Here is a 19,044-nt window from a genome sequence, read left to right on the forward strand (position 1 = left end):
ATGCATCTGGATGGCCAGCCGGGCCAAGTCGACGATACTCGACATCGCTCGCGAAGCGGGCGTGTCCAAGTCGACGGTATCGCTCGTGCTGCAGGGCAGCGGGCTGATCCGGCCTGAAACCGCAAGCAAGGTTCGCAAGGCGATCGAGGATGTCGGCTATGTCTACAACCGCGGCGCCGCCAATCTGCGCAAGTCTCATTCCAACGTCATCGGCATGGTCATCAACGATCTCACCAACCCTTTTTTCGCCGAACTGGCGGTCGGCATGGAGCGCGTCTTCCAGTCGGCCGGAATCGTGCCGTTCATCGCCAACACGGCTGAAAATCCCGTGCGCCAGGAAGAAGTGCTGAAGTCGCTGATGGAGCAAGGTGTCGCCGGACTGATCGTGTCGCCGGCGCGCGGCACGACGCCGGGCGCGTTCCGGCGCATCGAGGCGGCGGGCCTTCCCGTCGTCTTCGCCATGCGTCGTCTTCCCGAAAGCCGCATCCCGGTGATCGCACCGGACAATCATCGCGGTGCCTATCTCGCCACCGCCCATCTGATCGGCAAGGGGCATCGCCGGCTGGCCTTCTTCGGCGGCTCGTCTGATCTGGTGGTCTATCACGAGCGTCGCGGGGGTTTTCGCGAGGCCTGCGCGGCGCTTGGCATCGCTGCAGCGGATACGCTGGTCGTCGAAGGCGAGACCAACCGCAGGGGCGGCATTGCATGTCTGGAAACGGCTCTTGCACTGGCCGAGCCGCCGACTGCGGCATTGTGCTTCAACGATGCGGTCGCCTTTGGCGTCATGCTGGCGCTGCGTAAGCGCGGGCTCGAGCCCGGCGCGGATTTCGCTGTCGTCGGCTTCGATGACGTGGTCGAGGCCGAGCACTATATGCCGGCGCTGACCAGCGTTTCGGTGGACACGGCAGGCCTCGGCGAGCGCGCCGCCCATGTCATGCTGAAGATGATCCAGTCGCGCACCACGCGCGCCGAGGATCATATCGGCGCCGTCAACCTCGTGGTCAGGGACAGTTGCGGTCCCGATCGCCGCGCCGGACTGGGAGACGCGGCATGACCGTCAGATGGGGACTGATCGGCGCCAGCACGATCGCCAAACAGTTCATGATCGGCGCCATCCGCGCGCAAGCCGGTGGCGAGATCGCGGCGGTGATGAGCTCCAGCCCGGAGCGCGCCACGTCCTATGCCAGCGAAAACGGCATTCCGCTCGGCGTCTCGACACTCGATGGGTTGCTGAAATCGGACATCGACGCTGTCTACATCTCGACCACCAACGAGTTGCATCTCGAACAGGCGCTGGCCGCCATCAAGGCGGGAAAACATGTGCTGTGCGAAAAGCCGCTGGCCCTGACCAGCACTGATGCGCGCAAGATGCTCGCAGCCGCGAAAGCCGCCGGAATCGTGCTCGGCACCAACCATCATCTGCGCAATGCCGGCTCGCATCGGGCGATGCGCGACGCCATCGCAGCCGGCCGCATCGGCAAGCCGATCGCGGCGCGCGTGTTCCACTCCGTCTATCTGCCGGAAAACCTCCAGGGCTGGCGCATCGCCAGGCCGGAGGCTGGTGGCGGCGTGGTGCTCGACATCACCGTGCACGATGCCGACACGCTGCGCTTTGTGCTTGGCGACGATCCCTCGGAGATTTCCGCCTTCACGCAGACCGCGGGCATGGCCGGCGGCGGGCTGGAAGATGGCGCCATGTGCATCTGGCGTTTCAAGTCTGGGGTCATCGCCCAGTCGCACGAAGGCTTCACCACCAAATTCGCAGGCACCGGCTTTGAGGTGCATGGCAGCGAGGGCTCGTTGATCGCCAGCAATGTGATGACGCAGAAGCCGGTCGGCACGGTGCTGCTGCGCACCGCAAAGGGCGAGGAAGAATTGAGCTTCGATCGCGAAGATCTCTATGCCCGTTCGCTGCGCCAGTTCCATGCCGCGATCCGCGGCGAAGGCCAGCCGTCCGCCACGGGCGACGACGGCGTCTGGTCGCTGACATCAGCCGAAGCGGCATTGCAGTCGGCCAAATCCGGCAAGGCGGTCGCGATCGATCCGAAACTCGGGAGTGCCGCTTGAGCAAGCTCGTCTCCGCGGCGCAGGCCGCCAGCCTGATCAAGGACGGCATGGTCGTGTCCGTGTCGTCGTCGAGCGGCCTTGGCTGCCCGGATGCGGTGCTCGCCGCCATCGGCGAGCGCTTCGGCGCGGAAGGCCATCCGAAGAACATAACCACGCTGCACCCGATCGCCGCCGGCGACATGTACGGCATCAAAGGCATCGATCATCTGGCCAAGCCTGGCCTGTTGAAGCGCACTTTGTGCGGCTCCTATCCGTCGGGCCCCTCCTCGTCCGAACCGCCGCAGATCTGGAAGATGATCGGCGACAATTCGGTCGCCGCCTACAATGTTCCGTCCGGCATATTGTTCGACATGCACCGCGAGGCCGCGGCCAAGCGGCCGGGCGTGCTGACCAAGGTCGGACTCGATACTTTTGCCGACCCGCGTCATCAGGGTTGCGCCATGAACGCGGCGGCCAGCGAGCCGATCGTTTCGGTGCAGCAGTTCGACGGCGAGGAATGGCTCTATTTCCGTTCGATCGTCCCGCACGTCTCGATCATTCGCGCCACCACCGCCGACGAGCGCGGCAACCTCACCTATGAGCATGAGGGCGCCTATCTCGGCGGTCTTGAGCAGGCGCTTGCCGCCCGCAACAATGGCGGCGTCGTCATCGCGCAGGTCAAGCGTGTCGTCGAGAACGGCACGCTGAAGCCGCATGACGTGCGCGTGCCCGGCGTGCTGGTCGACCATATCGTCGTCGCGCCCGACCAGTTGCAGACGACCCTGACGCCCTACGACCCGGCCATATCAGGCGAAATCTTCCGGCCGTTGTCGAGCTTCCGCAACGCCGAGATGAACGTCCAGAAGGTCATCGCGCGCCGCGTCGCCCTGGAATTGCGCGACGGCATGGCCGTCAACATCGGCTTCGGCATCTCCGCCAACGTGCCGCGCATCCTCTTGGAGGAAGGCCAGCACGGCAAGGTCACCTGGGTGATCGAACAGGGTGCCGTCGGCGGCGTGCCGCTGCTCGACTTCAAATTCGGTTGCTCATCGAACGCCGACGCCTTCATGCCCTCGCCGCACCAATTCATCTATTTCCAGGCCGGCGGTTTCGACGCCTCGCTTTTGTCCTTCCTGCAGATCGACCGCCACGGCTCGGTCAACGTCTCCAAGCTTTCGGCACGGCCGCATGTCACCGCCGGCGCCGGTGGCTTTGTCGATATCACCGCGCGGGCAAAGAAGATTGTTTTCTCGGGCTTCTTCAACGCCGGGGCCAAACTGTCGCTGGCCGATGGCGGCATTCGCATCGACGCGGAAGGCAAGGTCAAGAAGGTGGTCGCAGAGGTCGAGCACATCTCCTTCTCCGGCAAGCGCGCGGTGGCGCAGGGTCAGGACATCACCTACGTTACCGAGCGCTGCGTGATGAAGCTGACGCCCGAAGGTCTGGTGGTGACTGAACTCGCACCGGGCATCGATCTCCAGCGCGATGTGCTGGCGCAAGCGGAAATTCCGCTTGGCGTCGCCAAGGACCTCAAGGTGACGCCATCCGCACTCTATCAGGACGGACCGATCGGCCTGTCGCTCAATGGCGGCGCTTCACTTGGAGGCGGGCATGGCTGAGCGTCTCGTCACCTTCGAGCAGGACGGCGCCATCGGCATTGTCACGCTGCGCCGGCCGGAGAAATTCAACGCCCTCGATATCCCGATGCTGCGTGCACTGGACGCTGCGCTCGACGAGGCGGAGGCTGCGGAGGGCGTGCGCGTCATGCTGCTCTGCGGCGAAGGCAAGGGCTTTTGCGCCGGCGGCGATGTCGAGGCCTGGGCGCAGATGAGCGCCGCCGATTTTCAGGTGCAATGGGTGCGCTATGGCCACCGCGTCTTCGACCGGCTGGCGCGGCTCAGGCAGCCAACCATCGCCGTTCTGTCCGGCCATGCGTTGGGCGGTGGGCTGGAACTGGCTGTGGCTTGCGACTTCCGTGTCGCCGAGGCGCAGGTGAAACTGGGTTTCCCCGAGACATCGATCGGCGTCGTCCCCGGATGGTCCGGCACGCAGCGCGCCGTGCGCCGCTTCGGTGCCCAGACCGTGCGCCGCATGGCGCTCGGCGGCGAGGTTTTTCTGGCGATGGAGGCCCTTGCGCTGAGCATCGTCGACCGAGTGGTTGAAACCGGCAAAGGCCAAGCGGAAGCCAAGGCCTGGGCCGAAAAAATCGCCGAGCGCGGCCCGCTGGCGACGGAAGCTGCAAAGCTGATGATCGCTGTGGCCGAAGGCGAAGAGAGCGCTGCCGCCGTCGAAGCATTGGCCAGCGGCTTCATCGCCCTGACCGGCGATCTCAAGGCTGGCGTCGACGCTTTCAAGGCCAAGCAGAAGCCCGCATTTTCAAGATCCTAGAGAAGAACAAACCTGATGAACGTACCCCTGAAGATCGCCATGCCCGCCGAGGCATCCGCAGCGCCGAAGACCTACCGGCTGCTGATCGACGGCAAGCATGTCGACGCTCGTGACGGCCGCACGCTGGAGCGCAAGAGCCCCGGTCATGGCTTCACGGTTTCGCATTATGCGCAGGCCGGCGAGGCGGAAGTCGAGCAGGCGGTGCTCGCCGCGCACAAGGCGTTCGAAACCGGTCCATGGCCACGCATGAAGGCGGCCGAGCGCGCCGCGATCCTGCTTAAGGCAGCCGACCTGATCGAGGCGCGGCTGGAAGAAATCGCCCGGCTCGATTCACTGGAATCCGGCAAGCCGATCGCCCAGGCGCGCGGCGAGATCGGCGGCGCCGTCGACATCTGGCGCTATGCGGCAGCACTTGCCCGCACGCTGCATGGCGAGACCTACGCCAATCTCGGCGACGCCATGCTCGGCGTCGTGCTGCGCGAGCCGATCGGCGTCGTCTCGATCATCACACCATGGAATTTCCCGTTCCTGATCGTCAGCCAAAAACTGCCTTTCGCGCTGGCCGCCGGCTGCACCGCAGTAGTCAAGCCGAGCGAGATGACCTCGGCCTCGACTTTCGTGCTCGGCGATATCCTGCTGCAGGCCGGCGTGCCGAAGGGAGTCGTCAACATCCTCGCCGGTCTTGGCGCCGATGTCGGCGCGCGGATGGTCAGCCATCCGCTGGTCGAGATGGTGTCTTTCACCGGCTCCACCCGCGTTGGCAAGATGACCATGGCGTCCGCGGCGCAGTCGCTGAAGAAAGTTTCGATGGAACTCGGCGGCAAGAACGGCCAGATCGTCTTCCCCGATGCCGACCTCGAGGCGGCTGCCGATGCGGCGGTGTTCGGCGGCTTTTTCAACGCCGGCGAATGCTGCAACGCCGGCAGCCGGCTGATCGTGCATGAGGCGATCGCCGACGACTTCCTAAGCATGGTGAAGGCGCTCACTGCGAAGGTGATTGTCGGCGATCCGCTCGACGACCGCACCAAGGTCGGCGCGATGATTTCCTCAGACCATCTGGCAAAGGTAGCCGGCTATGTCGCCGCGGCTGCAGTCGATGGCAGCCAGGTCTACAGCGGCGGCAAGCAGCTCGCCGCCAGCGCCGGCCAGTATCTCGATCCGACCATCATTCGCGGCGTCACCGAAGACATGGCTATCGCGCGCGAGGAAGTGTTCGGACCGGTGCTCTCGGTGCTGACTTTTGGATCGATTGAAAAGGCGTTGCACATCGCCAACAACACGCCCTATGGTTTGTCGGCGGGTGTGTGGAGCGCCAGCATCGACACTTGCATGTCGGTGGCGCGGGGTGTGCGTTCGGGAACCGTGTGGGTGAATACGTTCATGGAAGGTTATCCCGAGCTGCCTTTCGGAGGCTACAAGCAATCCGGTCTCGGACGCGAACTCGGCAAACGCGCCGTCGAGGACTATACCGAAGAAAAGACTATCCAGTTTCATCGCGGCCAGCGCACCGGATGGTGGGTCGGCTGAGTTGGGAGACCCCGGCGGACATCCGCCGGTTATGTGCATGCAACAAGGGAGGAAGTACATGTTGCGCAAACTGCTTATCGGAACGGCTCTCGCATCGGGCCTGGCTTTCGCGGCCCATGCCGAGGACGTCAAGGAAGTGCAGATGCTGCATTGGTGGACGTCGGGCGGCGAAGCGGCTGCTCTCAACGTCCTCAAGGGCGATCTGGCCAAGGAAGGCTTTGCCTGGAAGGACGTGCCGGTGGCCGGCGGCGGCGGCGACGCTGCCATGACCGCGCTGAAGGCGATGGTCGCGGCCGGCAACTACCCGACCGCGTCGCAGATGCTCGGCTACACCGTGCTCGATTATGCCGCTGCCGGCGTCATGGGCGACCTGACCGAGACGGCGAAGAAGGAAGGCTGGGACAAGTCGGTTCCGGCGGCCCTGCAGAAGTTCTCGGTCTATGAAGGCAAGTGGGTCGCGGCTCCGGTCAACGTCCACTCGGTCAACTGGCTGTGGATCAACAAGGCGGTCATGGACAAGATCGGCGGCACCGAGCCGAAGACCTTCGACGACTTCGTTGCCCTGCTCGACAAGGCCAAGGCGGCAGGCGTGATCCCGCTCGCTCTCGGTGGTCAGAACTGGCAGGAAGCCACCATGTTCGACTCGGTCGTGCTGTCGACCGGCGGACCAGAGTTCTACAAGAAGGCCTTCAACGACCTCGACGACGCGTCGCTCAAATCCGACACGATGAAGAAGTCGTTCGACAACCTCGCCAAGCTCGTCACCTATGTCGACCCGAACTTCTCGGGCCGCGACTGGAACCTTGCCACAGCCATGGTCATCAAGGGCGATGCCCTGGTGCAGGTCATGGGTGACTGGGCCAAGGGTGAGTTCCACGCCGCCAACAAGACGCCGGGCACGGACTTCCTGTGCTATCGCTTCCCGGGCACCGACGGCTCCGTGGTCTACAACTCCGACATGTTCGGCATGTTCAACGTTCCGGACGACCGCAAGGCCGCCCAGGTCGCGTTGGCCACCGCCACGCTGTCGAAGAGCTTCCAGTCGGCCTTCAACGTCGTCAAGGGCTCAGTTCCGGCCCGTACCGACGTTCCGGACACCGACTTCGACGCTTGCGGCAAGAAAGGCATCGCCGACCTGAAGGCTGCCAATGATGGCGGCACGCTGTTCGGCTCGCTCGCTCAAGGCTATGGCGCGCCTCCGGCGGTAGCCAATGCCTACAAGGACGTCGTGTCGAAGTTCGTCCATGGTCAGATCAAGACCTCGGACGAGGCCGTGACCGAACTGGTCAAGGCGATCGACGACGCCAAGTAAGCGCTAGGCCTGAAAACACCTTCCCCGCTCCGGCGGGGAAGGTTCCATCTCACGGTTGGCCGGCCCTCGCGTCGACCAGAAACCCGTAAGCACGTCTTCCCGCCACGCGGTCGGACGGCCCAGAACGGGAGGAGCTCATGAGCACGCTAGCAACAAGCCAGATCAAGCTGACGCCGGAGCATGCCCGGCCGCGCGCCTCCGTGCGCTCGCGGCTGCAGGACGCCCTGCCGAAGATCGTGCTGGCGCCGAGCTTCGCCATCACCATTGTCTTCGTCTACGGCTTCATCCTGTGGACGATCTATCTGTCCTTCACCAATTCCAAGACCTTCCCGTCCTATGTCATCACCGGTTCGCGCGCCTATCAGCGGCTGTGGGGATGGACCTTCGACACCGACCCGCCATCGAGCTGGTACACGTCGATCACCAATATGGGCATTTTCGGCTTTCTCTACATTTTCATCTGCCTGGCGCTCGGCCTGTTCCTGGCCATCCTGCTTGACCAGAAAATCCGCGGCGAAGGCGTGCTGCGCCCGATCTACCTCTACCCGATGGCGCTGTCCTTCATCGTCACCGGCGTCGCCTGGAAATGGTTCCTCGATCCCGGCCTCGGCCTTGAGCAGACCTTGCATCAATGGGGCTGGACGAGCTTCCATTTCGACTGGATCAAGAACAAGGATTTCGTCATCTACACCGTGGTCATCGCCGGCGTCTGGCAGGCCTCCGGCTTTATCATGGCGATGTTCCTGGCCGGCCTGCGCGGCATCGACGGCGAGATCATGAAGGCGGCGCAGATCGATGGCGCCACCACCTTCCAGCTTTATCGCCGCATCGTCATTCCGCTGCTGCGGCCGATCTTCCTGTCGGCCTTCATCGTGCTCGCCCACCTCGCCATCAAGTCGTATGACCTTGTCGTCGCACTCACCAGCGGTGGCCCCGGCGGCTCGGCCTGGCTGCCGTCGAACTTCATGTATGAGTACACCTTCAAGCGCAACGAGATGGCCGTCGGCTCGGCAAGCGCGGTGATCATGTTGATGACCATCGTCGCCATCATCGTGCCCTACCTCTATTCCGAACTCAGGGAGAAACCGCGATGAGCGCTGTCGCCACCCCTGCCCGCCAGGCCTCCAGCGGCGTCAACATGAAGATCCTCAACCGTGTCGTCATCTACGGGCTGCTGGCGCTGTTTGCGCTGTTCTACCTGATGCCGCTGTTCGTCATGCTGGTGACCTCGTTCAAGACAATGGACGAGATCCAGAACGGCAACATGCTGGCGCTGCCCAAGGCGCCGACCTTCGATCCATGGTTCAAGGCCTGGGGCGAGACCTGCGTCGGCCTCACCTGCGCCGGCATCAAGGGTTATTTCTGGAACTCCATCAAGATGGTGGTTCCGGCCGTGTTGATTTCGACCATGCTCGGCGCGCTGAACGGCTACGTGCTGACCAAATGGCGCTTCCGTGGCGCAACGCTGGTGTTCGGGCTGATGCTGTTCGCCTGCTTCATCCCGTTCCAGTCGGTGCTGTTGCCGATGGCGACGATCCTTGGCAGCGTCGGCCGCTTCGGCGTGACGCTGCAGAACTCGGTCGGAACAAGCTTCGGTCTCGGCAATTCGACCGTCAACCTCGTCTTCGTCCACGTTGTCTACGGCATCGGCTTCACCACGCTGTTCTTCCGCAATTACTACGAGGCGTTCCCGACCGAATTGATCAAGGCTGCACAGGTCGACGGCGCTTCCTTCTTCCAGATATTCCGTCGCATCATGCTGCCGAACTCGATGCCGATCTTCGTCGTCACCGTGATCTACCAGTTCACCAACATCTGGAACGACTTCCTGTTCGCCTCCGCCTATGCCGGCACCGGCGACTCGATGCCGATGACGGTGGCGCTCAACAACGTCGTCAACACCTCGACCGGCGTCGTCGAATACAACGTCAACATGGCGGCGGCGATGATCGCCGCACTGCCCACCCTTCTCGTCTACGTCGTCGCCGGCCGCTACTTCGTGCGTGGCCTGATGGCGGGCGCGGTCAAAGGATAATCTGATGGCTTTTCTGGAAATTGATGGATTGAGGAAGCGCTTCGGCCAGGTCGAGATCCTGAAAGGGATCGACGTCGAATTGGAAAAAGGCGGCTTCCTGGTGCTGGTCGGCCCCTCCGGCTGTGGCAAGTCCACGCTGCTCAACACCATCGCCGGGCTGGAGACGATCACCTCGGGCGAAATCCGTGTCGACGGCCGCCAGATCAACGATCTGCATCCGTCCAAGCGTGACATCGCCATGGTGTTCCAGAGCTACGCGCTCTACCCGAACATGACAGTGGCCGGGAACATCTCTTTCGGCATGGAGATGCGTGGCGTGCCGGCGGACGAGCGCCAGAAGGCGATCGACAAGGTGGCCAAAGTGCTGCAGATCGGCCACCTCCTGCAGCGCAAACCAAGCCAGCTTTCCGGCGGCCAGCGCCAGCGCGTCGCCATGGGCCGGGCGCTGGTGCGCGACCCCAAACTGTTCCTGTTCGATGAGCCTCTCTCCAACCTCGACGCCAAGCTGCGCGTCGACATGCGCATCGAGATCAAGCGCCTGCACGCCACGACCGGAACCACCATCGTCTACGTCACCCACGACCAGATCGAGGCGATGACGCTGGCCACCAAGATCGCTGTCATGCGCGACGGCGAGGTGCAGCAGTTCGGCACCCCGGCCGAAATCTACAACAACCCGACCAATCTGTTCGTCGCCGACTTCATGGGTTCGCCGGCGATGAACCTGATCCCGGCAACCATCGGCGCCAGCGGCAACGCGCTGTCCGTGGTGCTGCAGCGCGAGGCGCGCGAGCCGATCTCGCTGCCAATGGCCAATGCGCCGGCGGGCCTGTCGGCATTCCAGGGCAAGCAGATCATCTTCGGCGTCCGCCCGGAAGCGCTGACCGATCCGGAAGGTGCCGAGCGCAATGCGTCGAACATTGCCACAGCCGACTGTCATATCGAAGTGGTGGAACCGGCGGGTTCCGACACCTTTGCCGTCACCAATCTCGGCGGCAAGGGCGTGGTGGCGCGGCTGCGCGCCGACGCCAACATCCAGCCGGGCACCAGCACGCCGCTCGCCTTCAACCTGACCAAGGCAGTGTTCTTCGATCCGGCGACCGAGAACCGCATTCGCTGACGACGATGGCAAATCCCGACATCGTCATCATCGGCTCCGGCATTGGCGGCGCCACGATCGCCTCCGGCTTTGCCGGCAGCGGCGCGTCGATCCTGATGCTGGAGCGCGGCGAGAAGCTGCCGGTGACGCCGCATGCGCGCGACACCCGTTCGATCTTCGTCGACGGCCACTACCGGCCCAAGGAGATGTGGCACGAGGCCGGCGGTGCAGCCTTCAACCCCGGCAACTACTACTATGTCGGCGGCAATTCGAAATTCTTCGGCGCGGTGCTGATCCGCTACCGCAAGGAAGATTTTTCGGTGATGGAGCACTTCGGTGGCGTGTCGCCGGCCTGGCCGTTTTCCTATGACGAGTTCGAACCCTGGTACTCGAAGGCCGAGCAGCTGTTTCGGGTGCGCGGCACGCTCGGCGAAGACCCGACCGAGCCGTTCCATTCGCTTCCTTATGCCTTCAAGCCGGTGCCGGACGAAGCGCCGATCGCGCGCGCCCGCGCCGAACTGAAGAGCCTCGGCCTGCATCCGGCGTCGCTGCCACTCGGCGTCGACATCGACACCTGGCTGAAGGACGGTAAGACAGGCTGGGACGCTTTCCCGAACACCGGGCAAGGCAAGATCGACGCGCAGACCGGACCGCTGACGGCGGCGCTGACCGACACCAACATTAGGCTCGAAACCGGCGCCCATGTCGACTGGCTCGAAGCTTCGCCTAACGGCAAGACGATCGCCGCCATCCACTACACCCAGAACGGCGCGCAGAAGAAACTGTCGCCGAAGCTGGTCATTCTGTCGGCCGGCGCGGTCAACTCCGCCGTTATTCTGCTGCGCTCGCCGTCATCAGACGGCAAAGGCCTCGCCAACCGTTCCGACCAGGTCGGTCGCAACTTCATGAACCACAATTCGAGCGCCATGCTGGCGATCGATCCGCGCCGCCACAACGATGCCGTCTACCAGAAGACGCTGATGCTGAACGACTACTACCTGTCCGACGGCAAGGGCGGCAAGCCGCTCGGCAATGTCCAGCTGCTCGGCAAGATCGACGGCAACATGCTGAGGGCCAACGTCAAGCTCGCGCCAAAGTTCGCGCTCGATTTCATGGCCGGCCACGCCGTCGACTGGTATCTGATGTGCGAGGATTTGCCCGATCCCGAAAGCCGCATCATGGTCGACGGCAAGGACATCGTCATGCAGTGGCGGCGCTCCAACATGCAGTCGCTCGATGGGCTGACCAAGGTGATGCGCCAAAATTTCCGCGCCTGCGGTTACCCGATCGTGCTGTCGCGCCCCTTCGACAAGCGCACGCCCTCGCACCAGTGCGGCACGGTGAAGATGGGCAATGACCCAGCCACCTCGCCGCTCGATCCGTTCTGCCGTGCCTACGACCACCAGAACCTGTTCGTCGTCGACGGTGGCTTCCTGCCGACTTCGGCTGCAGTGAACCCGGCGCTGTCTATTGCGGCACAGGCGCTGCGCGTGGCGGACCATATCCGCAAGAAGGAGCTTGCAGCATGAGAGGTTTGCGCCGCCCCTCATCCGCCTGCCGGCACCTTCTCCCCGTGAACGGGGAGAAGACTGCTGGCCGCAAGCTCGGCACTCCTTCTGCGACGTGTACAATTGGCGAAAGCAGCGGCGCGAGCGTCCGTCTCCCCGTCACTATACGGGGAGAAGTGCCCGGCAGGGCGATGAGGGGCGGCGCTGACATTCGAAGGGATATGTCCATATGACCCGCCCGGCGGCCATAGTCACCGGCGGCGCGCGCGGCATTGGCCTTGCTTGCGCCGAAGCACTCACTGATGCGGGCTTCGACATTCTCGTCGCCGATTTGGCCGATCATGCCAGCGATGAACTCGCCGCTAACATCACCAAGCGCGGCGCGAAATTCGCGTACTATCGTTGCGACATCGCCGATCTCGCCGGTCATGCCGCTTTGGTCGACGCAACGATGGCCGCCTTCGGCCGCATCGACTGCCTGGTCAACAATGCCGGCATCGGCGCCGTGGTGCGCGGCGACCTGCTGGAACTGACGCCGGAGAATTTCGACCGCGCGCTCGGCATCAATCTCCGCGGCACCGTGTTCCTCAGCCAGGCCGTCGCTAAGGCGATGCTGGCCACACCTGGCGATCACCCGAAATCGATCATCACCATCACCTCGGTCAGCGCCGAAATGGCCTCGCCGGAGCGATCCGACTACTGCATCTCCAAGGCCGGGCTCTCCATGTGGGTGAAGACTCTGGCGCTGCGGCTCGCCGCCGAAAACATTGGCGTGTTCGAAATCAGGCCGGGCATCATCCGCACTGACATGACGGCAGGCGTCACCGCCAAATACGACGCGCTGATCGACAGCGGACTGGTGCCGGCCAGGCGCTGGGGCGAAGCTGCCGATATCGGCGCCATGGTGGCGACGCTCGCCGGCGGCAAGCTCGGCTTTTCCACCGGCTCGATCATCAATGTCGACGGCGCACTCTCGGTGCCGCGGCTGTGAACGGATGAGACAATGACCGACTATATCATCGTTGGCGCCGGCCCGGCCGGTTGCGTTCTGGCCAACCGGCTGAGCGAAGATCCCGCGAATTCAGTCTTGCTGCTGGAAGCCGGCGGCAAGGACTGGCATCCCTACATCCACATGCCAGCGGGCTTTGCCAAGATGACCAAGGGCATCGCCTCCTGGGGTTGGTCGACCGTGCCGCAAAAGCACATGAAGGACCGCGTCTTCTGGTACACGCAGGCCAAGGTCGTCGGCGGCGGCTCCTCCATCAACGCCCAGATCTACACCCGCGGCAATGCCCGCGACTACGACGCCTGGGAGAAGGAAGAAGGCCTCACCGGCTGGGGCTACCGCGACGTGCTGCCCTACTTCAAGCGCGCCGAGAACAACCAGCGCTACGCCAACGATTTCCATGGCGACCAGGGCCCGCTCGGCGTGTCGAACCCGATTTCACCGTTGCCGATCTGCGAGGCCTATTTCCGCGCCGGCCAAGAGATGGGTATTCCCTTCAATCCGGATTTCAACGGCGCCACCCAGGAAGGCGTCGGCTACTACCAGCTAACCCAGAAAGACGCACGCCGCTCGTCTGCTTCCGTCGCCTATTTGAAGCCAATCCGCGCCCGCCAGAATCTCACCATCAGGACCGACGTGCTGGTCACCCGCATCGTTGTCGAGAGGGGCCGCGCCATCGGCGTGGAGATCGCCGACAGACCAGGCGGCGAGACAAAAATCCTGCGCGCCGAGCGCGAGGTGATCGTATCGTCGGGCGCCATCGGCTCGCCGAAGCTGTTGATGCAGTCGGGCATCGGTCCGGCCGACCATCTGAAATCGGTTGGCGTCACACCGGTGCACGACCTGCCCGGCGTCGGCTCCAACATGCAGGACCATCTTGATTTGTTCGTCATCGCCGAATGCACCGGCGACCACACCTATGACAACTACGCCAAGCTGCACCGCACGGCCTGGGCCGGCCTGCAGTATCTGCTCCTCAAGAAGGGGCCGGTCGCCTCCAGCCTGTTCGAGACCGGCGGCTTCTGGTACGCCGACCCGACCGCCGCCTCGCCCGATATCCAGTTCCATCTCGGCCTCGGCTCCGGCATCGAGGCCGGCGTCGAGAAGCTGAAAAATCCGGGCGTCACGCTGAACTCGGCCTTCCTGCGCCCGCGCTCGCGCGGCACGGTGCGGCTGAAGAGCGGGGATCCGGCCGATCACCCGCTGATCGATCCGAACTACTGGTCCGACCCTTATGACCGCGCCATGTCGATCAAGGGTCTCAGGCTGGCGCGCGAGATCATGCGGCAGAAGGCTCTTCAACCCTACGTGTTGCGCGAAGTGCTGCCAGGCCCTGCCTTGCTGAGCGATGACGAGCTGTTCGACTATGCCTGCCGCAGTTCGAAGACCGACCATCATCCGGTCGGTACCTGCCGCATGGGCCTTGACGATATGGCGGTGGTGACGCCGGATCTCAGGCTGCGCGGCATCGAAGGCTTGCGCGTCTGCGACGCCTCGGTGATGCCGCGCGTGCCGTCTTCCAACACCAATGCGCCGACGATCATGGTCGGTGAAAAGGGCGCCGATCTCATCCTAGGGCGCGAGCCGTTGCCGCCGGCGGTGTTTTCCGGCAATCGTGCAGCATAAACCCGGGGGGCAGAAAAATGATCAGGCACTGTGTCTTCGCCAGATTTCGCAACGATGTCGACGCCGCCGAGCGCGCGGCGATCCACGCCGATCTCGAGGCATTGCGCTGGGCGATCGACGGCATGGACAAGGTCGAATTCAGCGCCAATGCCAGCCCTGAACCCTTCGGGCGCGGCTTCACCCATGGCTTCACCATCGACTTTCGCGATGCAGCCTCCCGCGATGCCTATCTGGTGCATGAAGCGCATCAGCGCGCCGGCGCAAGGTTGGTCGCGGCACTTGAAGGTGGCACCGACGGGCTGATGGTGTTCGACCTCGAGATCAACCAAGCCTGAGCGCGACGACGCCGGCGACGATGCTGAGCGCGGCGGCAGCGCGCCATCTCGTCATCTTCTCGCCAAGCGCGAACACCGAGATCATCATGGCGAACAGGATCGAGGTTTCGCGCAATGACGCCACTGAGGCGATCGGCGCCTTGGTCATCGCCCACATCACGATCCAGTAGGCCGCACCGCTGAGCACGCCGGTGAAAAGCCCGGCCTTCCAGTCACGCGCCAGCACGGGCAGCGACTGCGGCCCGCGGAAGACGACGCACAAGACAAGCGCCCATGTAGCGTCGCAGATGAACAGCCAGGCGGCATAGCTCTGCGCCGTGGCGGCCAGCCGCGCGCCGCTGCCGTCGGACAGCGTATAGCTGGCAATGAAGATAGAGGTGCCGAGCGCAAAGCCGACGGCGCGCAGGTTGAATTTTTCCAGATGCACGCCGCCGCGAAACGACATCACCAGCGTACCGGCCGACAGCAGAACGATGCCGGCTATGGCGAATGGGCCGGGAACCTCGGCAACCACGAACATGCCGCCAAACGCTGCCAGCAGCGGCGCAGTTCCGCGCGCCAGTGGATAGGTCTGGGCGAAATCGCCGGCCTTGTAGGCGCCGATCAGGAAGGTCCGGTAGCCCATGTGGAAGACCACCGAAGCGAGAATGAATGGCCAGACCTCGGCCTTCGGGAACTCGACAAAAGGCAGCACGAAAAGCGCGGCAAATCCCATGCCTAGTGTCATCAGCGTGATCGACAGGAAGCGGTCGAGATGCACCTTGACCAGCGCGTTCCAGATCGCATGCATGGCGGCGGCTGAAAGCACCGCGAAGAAGACGAACAGGCTCATTGGCGGCTCATCTGCCGCCCTGCATGGCGAGTGGCGTTTCCAGGTCGATGTCGACGCGCAGCGGAAAATGGTCCGAGGCGATTTCGCCGATGTCGGCGCCGACCGAGCGCACCCGCCCGGCAAACATGCCGCCGACGAAGCAATGGTCGAGCCGGCGTTTTGCCAGCCTGCCCTCGATCGTCTTCACATGGGTGTGGAAATCCGCCGTCGGCTCGCTGGCGATTGCTGCGGCATCGACGAACCCGTCGAGATAGGCGGCACCGCGATGATAGGGCGTGCTGCCAACGATGCGCCTGTACTCGGCGCTGTCCGGCTCCATGTTGAAATCACCCATCCAGATCGCCGCCAGCGGGTTTTCCGGCTCGGCCTCGCCATTGCTCCAGTTGCGCGCCGGCTCGTCGTCGACGCCGCTCCATGGGCCGCCGTCGGACGGCGCACGGCGATGTTGGGCGAGCAGATAGTCAATCTGCTCCAGTCGCTCCTCGGCGGCGATATGGGCGAGATGCAACGACAGAAAACGCACCGGACCGGCTGGCGTGCGGATCATGCATTCGAGTGCTGCATTGCGGGTGTTGAGCGGACGCAGCGTGCGGCGCAGCGGCAGCGTGTGCAGCCGTGACCAGACGATCGGCAGCTTCGACAGCACCATGGTGCCGAATTGCCGGCGCCGGTTGACGATGCGCCCGTCGCGCTGCTCGCTGGCGTCCATGTCGAAGGCCGGGCCATAGACCCAGTGATAGCCGGACAGCAGTTGGGAAAGGAGTTCCGGCTGGTCGTCCTCATTGCTCCGCTGCCAGTGCCGCTCGACCTCTTGCAGGGCGATGATATCGGCGCCGGCAACAACGCGTGCCGCGCGCGCAAGGTCATAGCGGCCGTCGCTGCCGAACCCGTACTGGATGTTGTAGCTGACCAGCTTCATTACTTATCCGGCTCAATTTCGTGATGGCAGTAGCCGTTCGGCGATTTGCTTGCAATGTGCAGCGGGATGAACGGAGCTTGGGCCAGCCTAATTCGTCGTCAGCGGCTGGAACCGCCCTGCCGGCGAGGCCGCCAATTCCGTCCAGTCGATTTCTTCCTCCAGGCGATGATAGGCTTCGTCGCCGATGGTCCCGTTACGGCGCAGTTCCTCAAGCGCATCGCGCTGGCTGTTGATGGCATAGAGGCGCAGCCTGTCATATTCCGTCGCCGCCTGCGCGTTTTCAGGGTTTTCGGCGATCGTGCGCTGGGCCGTATATTGCTCGCGCACGGCAGCAGCGGCATTCGAGGTCTTGCCGCTCAACACGTTGAGCGCGGCTTGCATGATGGCGACACGCGCCTGCGCCACTTCGCGGTCGATTGTGGTGTCCGGATCGAAGGCGAGCCAGCGCAGCAGCGGCTTCAGCGTCATGCCTTGCAGCACCAGCGTGCCGAGAACGACCGCGAAGGCGGCAAGCACGATCGGATCGCGGCCCGGGAAGTTGGCCGGCAAGGCAATTGCGGCCACCAGCGTCACCAGTCCGCGCATGCCGCACCAGCCCACAAGCACACCGCCGCGAAACGACGGCGCGTCTCGCCTTTGGTCGTCACTGCCGAAGCGGGCAAACCATCGTGCGATCACGCCATAGCTCAACACCCAGACGAGGCGAGACACGATGACGACGGCCAACACCGTTGCGGCGAAGACGAAGGCTTCGCCCTGCCCTTCCCCGGCAAGCCGGCCGACGATCGACCGTGCCTGCAGGCCCATCAGCACGAAGGCCAGCACGTTGAGCACGAAGACCGCCGACTCCCACACCGAATAGGTGCTGACGCGCCTCCTTGCCGACATGCGGCGCGGCGCCCGGCGCGCTAGGGTCATGGCATAGACGACGATGGTGATGATGGCGGAAAGCCCCAGCCTGTCGGCCAGGATCCAGACGCCGAACGTTCCGGCGAACTGTATTACCGTGCTGCTCGCCGCATCCTCGATACGGGTGAGCGTCAGCAATGAGAAGCGGCCAAGCAGATAACCAGCGACCAGGCTGCCGATCGTTGACAACAGGATCGTCGGAATGGCGTTGCTCAGCATGATCGCGCCGAGCGCTGCCGAAACCGCCAACCTATAGATAAGGAGCGCGGTGGCATCGTTGAGCAGGCTCTCACCCTGCAGGATGGCGGTGATGCGGTGCGGCACCTTGAATTGCCCAAGCACGGCGCTTGCCGCCACCGCGTCCGGCGGCGCGACGATGGCGCCCAGTGCAATGGCCGCCGCGATCGGCAGCCCGGCCATTTTCCAACCGACGAAAGCAACGATCGCCGTGGTGAAGATGACGGCCCCGAGCGCGAGGGCCACGAGCGGCAGCCGATAGCGGTTGAGATCGCGCAACGACGTGTCGTAGGCGGCATCCAGAAGCACCGGCGCGATGAACAGCGCCAGCGCCAGTTCCGGGTCGATCTCGATGGTCGGCGCGCCAGGCACGAAGGCGAGACCGGCGCCTGCGAGAGCCAGCAGCGAAGGGTAGGGAATCTCTAGCCGCCGCGACAGCGCCGTCAGCGCGACGGCGATCAGCAGCAGGACAAGGGTGAGTTCGAAAAGGGCCATGACATCATCTTAGCGGCTAGGCAGCTTCGTTAGCAGGAACACAGGATGCTGTTGATTGTCCAGCGGGTCCTGCTCGCCTGGCTGTATGCATACCGCCGGCCGGCCTGTAAGCCTCGGCCATGATCCTCATCGGCCAATACGACTCGCCCTTTGTTCGCCGTGTCGGCATTGCGTTGAACTTGTACGGCCTGCCGTTCGAGCATCGCCCGTGGTCGAGTTTCAGCGATGCAGACAAGATCCGGCCCTACAATCCGCTGACGCGGGTGCCGACCCTGGTGCTGGACAATGGCGAGGTGCTGATCGAGAGCCACCTGATGCTCGACTATCTCGACGGCCTCGTTCCGGCAGAGCGCAGGATGTTCCCGGTCAGCGAACCGGCCCGTCATCAGGCCCTCAAAGTATCGGCCCTGGCGACCGGACTGGGCGACAAGGCCGTCAGCCTGTTTTACGAAAAGCGGCTGCACGAGAACGTCTCAGACCTCTGGGTCGGGCGCTGCCGCGCGCAGATAGAAAACGCCCTGGCTGTCCTGGAAGCCGACCGCGCCACGAGGCCTGAACCCTACTGGTTCGACGATCGCATCGGCCATGCCGACATCGCGGTTGCCGCCGTGCTGCGTTTTTTTAGCGAGGCACATCCCGGCCTGGTTTCATTGGCCGACTTCCCAGCACTCAGCCGCCATGCCGCGCGACTGGAGGCAATGCCGGTCTTTCAGGCGGTGATGCAGCCCTTCATTGCGCCGGCTTAAGGCCCGCGCTCTTTCGACACCCAC

17 protein-coding genes are annotated in these 19,044 nt (G+C 63.9%); 14 read left to right on the forward strand and 3 right to left on the reverse strand.

Annotation, left to right across the window (positions count from 1 at the left end):
- Positions 1-10: 10 nt before the first annotated feature.
- From AC1DX6_RS12080 to AC1DX6_RS12140, 13 genes are all read left to right on the forward strand, one after another.
- A complete protein-coding gene (locus AC1DX6_RS12080) occupies positions 11-1,054 on the forward strand; it encodes a LacI family DNA-binding transcriptional regulator (protein ID WP_477313449.1) in 1,044 nt (347 codons plus the stop codon).
- Complete coding sequence (locus AC1DX6_RS12085) at positions 1,051-2,067, forward strand: Gfo/Idh/MocA family protein (protein ID WP_477313451.1); 1,017 nt, start codon at positions 1,051-1,053, stop codon at positions 2,065-2,067. Before AC1DX6_RS12080 ends, AC1DX6_RS12085 begins: the two co-directional genes overlap by 4 nt.
- Entirely contained in the window at positions 2,064-3,665 is a 1,602-nt protein-coding gene (locus AC1DX6_RS12090; RefSeq protein ID WP_477313453.1) for an acyl CoA:acetate/3-ketoacid CoA transferase, read from the forward strand. Before AC1DX6_RS12085 ends, AC1DX6_RS12090 begins: the two co-directional genes overlap by 4 nt.
- Positions 3,658-4,434 (forward strand): enoyl-CoA hydratase/isomerase family protein, encoded by a 777-nt coding sequence (locus tag AC1DX6_RS12095; protein WP_477313455.1) that lies wholly within the window; start codon positions 3,658-3,660, stop codon positions 4,432-4,434. Before AC1DX6_RS12090 ends, AC1DX6_RS12095 begins: the two co-directional genes overlap by 8 nt.
- A gap of 15 nt (positions 4,435-4,449) precedes the next feature.
- The gene (locus AC1DX6_RS12100; RefSeq protein ID WP_477313457.1) at positions 4,450-5,961 is read left to right on the forward strand and encodes an aldehyde dehydrogenase family protein; all 1,512 of its coding nucleotides are present in this window, start codon (positions 4,450-4,452) and stop codon (positions 5,959-5,961) included.
- A gap of 58 nt (positions 5,962-6,019) precedes the next feature.
- Complete coding sequence (locus AC1DX6_RS12105) at positions 6,020-7,273, forward strand: ABC transporter substrate-binding protein (protein ID WP_477313459.1); 1,254 nt, start codon at positions 6,020-6,022, stop codon at positions 7,271-7,273.
- A gap of 137 nt (positions 7,274-7,410) precedes the next feature.
- A complete protein-coding gene (locus AC1DX6_RS12110) occupies positions 7,411-8,367 on the forward strand; it encodes a carbohydrate ABC transporter permease (protein ID WP_477313461.1) in 957 nt (318 codons plus the stop codon).
- A complete protein-coding gene (locus AC1DX6_RS12115; protein WP_477313463.1) occupies positions 8,364-9,308 on the forward strand; it encodes a carbohydrate ABC transporter permease in 945 nt (314 codons plus the stop codon). Before AC1DX6_RS12110 ends, AC1DX6_RS12115 begins: the two co-directional genes overlap by 4 nt.
- A 4-nt stretch (positions 9,309-9,312) precedes the next feature.
- Positions 9,313-10,428 carry an ABC transporter ATP-binding protein gene (locus tag AC1DX6_RS12120; protein WP_477313465.1) on the forward strand — a complete coding sequence of 372 codons (1,116 nt, stop codon included), beginning with the start codon at positions 9,313-9,315 and terminating at the stop codon, positions 10,426-10,428.
- A gap of 5 nt (positions 10,429-10,433) precedes the next feature.
- Complete coding sequence (locus AC1DX6_RS12125; RefSeq protein WP_477313467.1) at positions 10,434-11,936, forward strand: GMC oxidoreductase; 1,503 nt, start codon at positions 10,434-10,436, stop codon at positions 11,934-11,936.
- Between the two features lie 208 nt (positions 11,937-12,144).
- Positions 12,145-12,906 carry a 3-ketoacyl-ACP reductase gene (locus tag AC1DX6_RS12130; protein ID WP_477313469.1) on the forward strand — a complete coding sequence of 254 codons (762 nt, stop codon included), beginning with the start codon at positions 12,145-12,147 and terminating at the stop codon, positions 12,904-12,906.
- Between the two features lie 12 nt (positions 12,907-12,918).
- Positions 12,919-14,547 carry a GMC family oxidoreductase gene (locus tag AC1DX6_RS12135; RefSeq protein ID WP_477313471.1) on the forward strand — a complete coding sequence of 543 codons (1,629 nt, stop codon included), beginning with the start codon at positions 12,919-12,921 and terminating at the stop codon, positions 14,545-14,547.
- Positions 14,548-14,564: 17 nt separating this feature from the next.
- Entirely contained in the window at positions 14,565-14,882 is a 318-nt protein-coding gene (locus AC1DX6_RS12140; protein WP_477313473.1) for a Dabb family protein, read from the forward strand.
- Here the strand turns inward: AC1DX6_RS12140 and AC1DX6_RS12145 are convergent.
- The 3 genes from AC1DX6_RS12145 to AC1DX6_RS12155 form a co-directional block, all read right to left on the reverse strand.
- Positions 14,869-15,714 (reverse strand): EamA family transporter, encoded by an 846-nt coding sequence (locus tag AC1DX6_RS12145; RefSeq protein WP_477313475.1) that lies wholly within the window; start codon positions 15,712-15,714, stop codon positions 14,869-14,871. The two genes, AC1DX6_RS12140 and AC1DX6_RS12145, sit on opposite strands and share 14 nt — an antisense overlap.
- 7 nt (positions 15,715-15,721) lie before the next feature.
- Positions 15,722-16,633: an endonuclease/exonuclease/phosphatase family protein gene (locus AC1DX6_RS12150; protein ID WP_477313477.1), complete on the reverse strand. Its 912-nt coding sequence runs from the start codon at positions 16,631-16,633 to the stop codon at positions 15,722-15,724.
- An 87-nt stretch (positions 16,634-16,720) separates the two neighbouring features.
- Positions 16,721-18,274, reverse strand: a complete 1,554-nt coding sequence (locus AC1DX6_RS12155; protein ID WP_477313479.1) for a cation:proton antiporter — start codon at positions 18,272-18,274, stop codon at positions 16,721-16,723.
- A 119-nt stretch (positions 18,275-18,393) separates the two neighbouring features.
- Here AC1DX6_RS12155 and AC1DX6_RS12160 point away from each other — a divergent pair, with 119 nt between their 5' ends.
- Positions 18,394-19,020, forward strand: a complete 627-nt coding sequence (locus tag AC1DX6_RS12160; RefSeq protein WP_477313481.1) for a glutathione S-transferase family protein — start codon at positions 18,394-18,396, stop codon at positions 19,018-19,020.
- Positions 19,021-19,044 lie beyond the last annotated feature (24 nt).

This window comes from Mesorhizobium sp. P2_C4, assembly GCF_056404575.1.

Excerpts from the sequence above, each read along its gene's own strand:
- AC1DX6_RS12080 (WP_477313449.1), top strand. The coding sequence starts at position 11 with ATGGCCAGCCGGGCCAAGTCGACGATACTCGACATCGCTCGCGAAGCG.
- AC1DX6_RS12085 (WP_477313451.1), top strand. The coding sequence starts at position 1,051 with ATGACCGTCAGATGGGGACTGATCGGCGCCAGCACGATCGCCAAACAG.
- AC1DX6_RS12095 (WP_477313455.1), top strand. The coding sequence starts at position 3,658 with ATGGCTGAGCGTCTCGTCACCTTCGAGCAGGACGGCGCCATCGGCATT.
- AC1DX6_RS12100 (WP_477313457.1), top strand. The coding sequence starts at position 4,450 with ATGAACGTACCCCTGAAGATCGCCATGCCCGCCGAGGCATCCGCAGCG.
- AC1DX6_RS12105 (WP_477313459.1), top strand. The coding sequence starts at position 6,020 with ATGTTGCGCAAACTGCTTATCGGAACGGCTCTCGCATCGGGCCTGGCT.
- AC1DX6_RS12110 (WP_477313461.1), top strand. The coding sequence starts at position 7,411 with ATGAGCACGCTAGCAACAAGCCAGATCAAGCTGACGCCGGAGCATGCC.
- AC1DX6_RS12115 (WP_477313463.1), top strand. The coding sequence starts at position 8,364 with ATGAGCGCTGTCGCCACCCCTGCCCGCCAGGCCTCCAGCGGCGTCAAC.
- AC1DX6_RS12120 (WP_477313465.1), top strand. The coding sequence starts at position 9,313 with ATGGCTTTTCTGGAAATTGATGGATTGAGGAAGCGCTTCGGCCAGGTC.
- AC1DX6_RS12125 (WP_477313467.1), top strand. The coding sequence starts at position 10,434 with ATGGCAAATCCCGACATCGTCATCATCGGCTCCGGCATTGGCGGCGCC.
- AC1DX6_RS12130 (WP_477313469.1), top strand. The coding sequence starts at position 12,145 with ATGACCCGCCCGGCGGCCATAGTCACCGGCGGCGCGCGCGGCATTGGC.
- AC1DX6_RS12135 (WP_477313471.1), top strand. The coding sequence starts at position 12,919 with ATGACCGACTATATCATCGTTGGCGCCGGCCCGGCCGGTTGCGTTCTG.
- AC1DX6_RS12140 (WP_477313473.1), top strand. The coding sequence starts at position 14,565 with ATGATCAGGCACTGTGTCTTCGCCAGATTTCGCAACGATGTCGACGCC.
- AC1DX6_RS12145 (WP_477313475.1), bottom strand. The coding sequence starts at position 15,714 with ATGAGCCTGTTCGTCTTCTTCGCGGTGCTTTCAGCCGCCGCCATGCAT.
- AC1DX6_RS12150 (WP_477313477.1), bottom strand. The coding sequence starts at position 16,633 with ATGAAGCTGGTCAGCTACAACATCCAGTACGGGTTCGGCAGCGACGGC.
- AC1DX6_RS12155 (WP_477313479.1), bottom strand. The coding sequence starts at position 18,274 with ATGGCCCTTTTCGAACTCACCCTTGTCCTGCTGCTGATCGCCGTCGCG.
- AC1DX6_RS12160 (WP_477313481.1), top strand. The coding sequence starts at position 18,394 with ATGATCCTCATCGGCCAATACGACTCGCCCTTTGTTCGCCGTGTCGGC.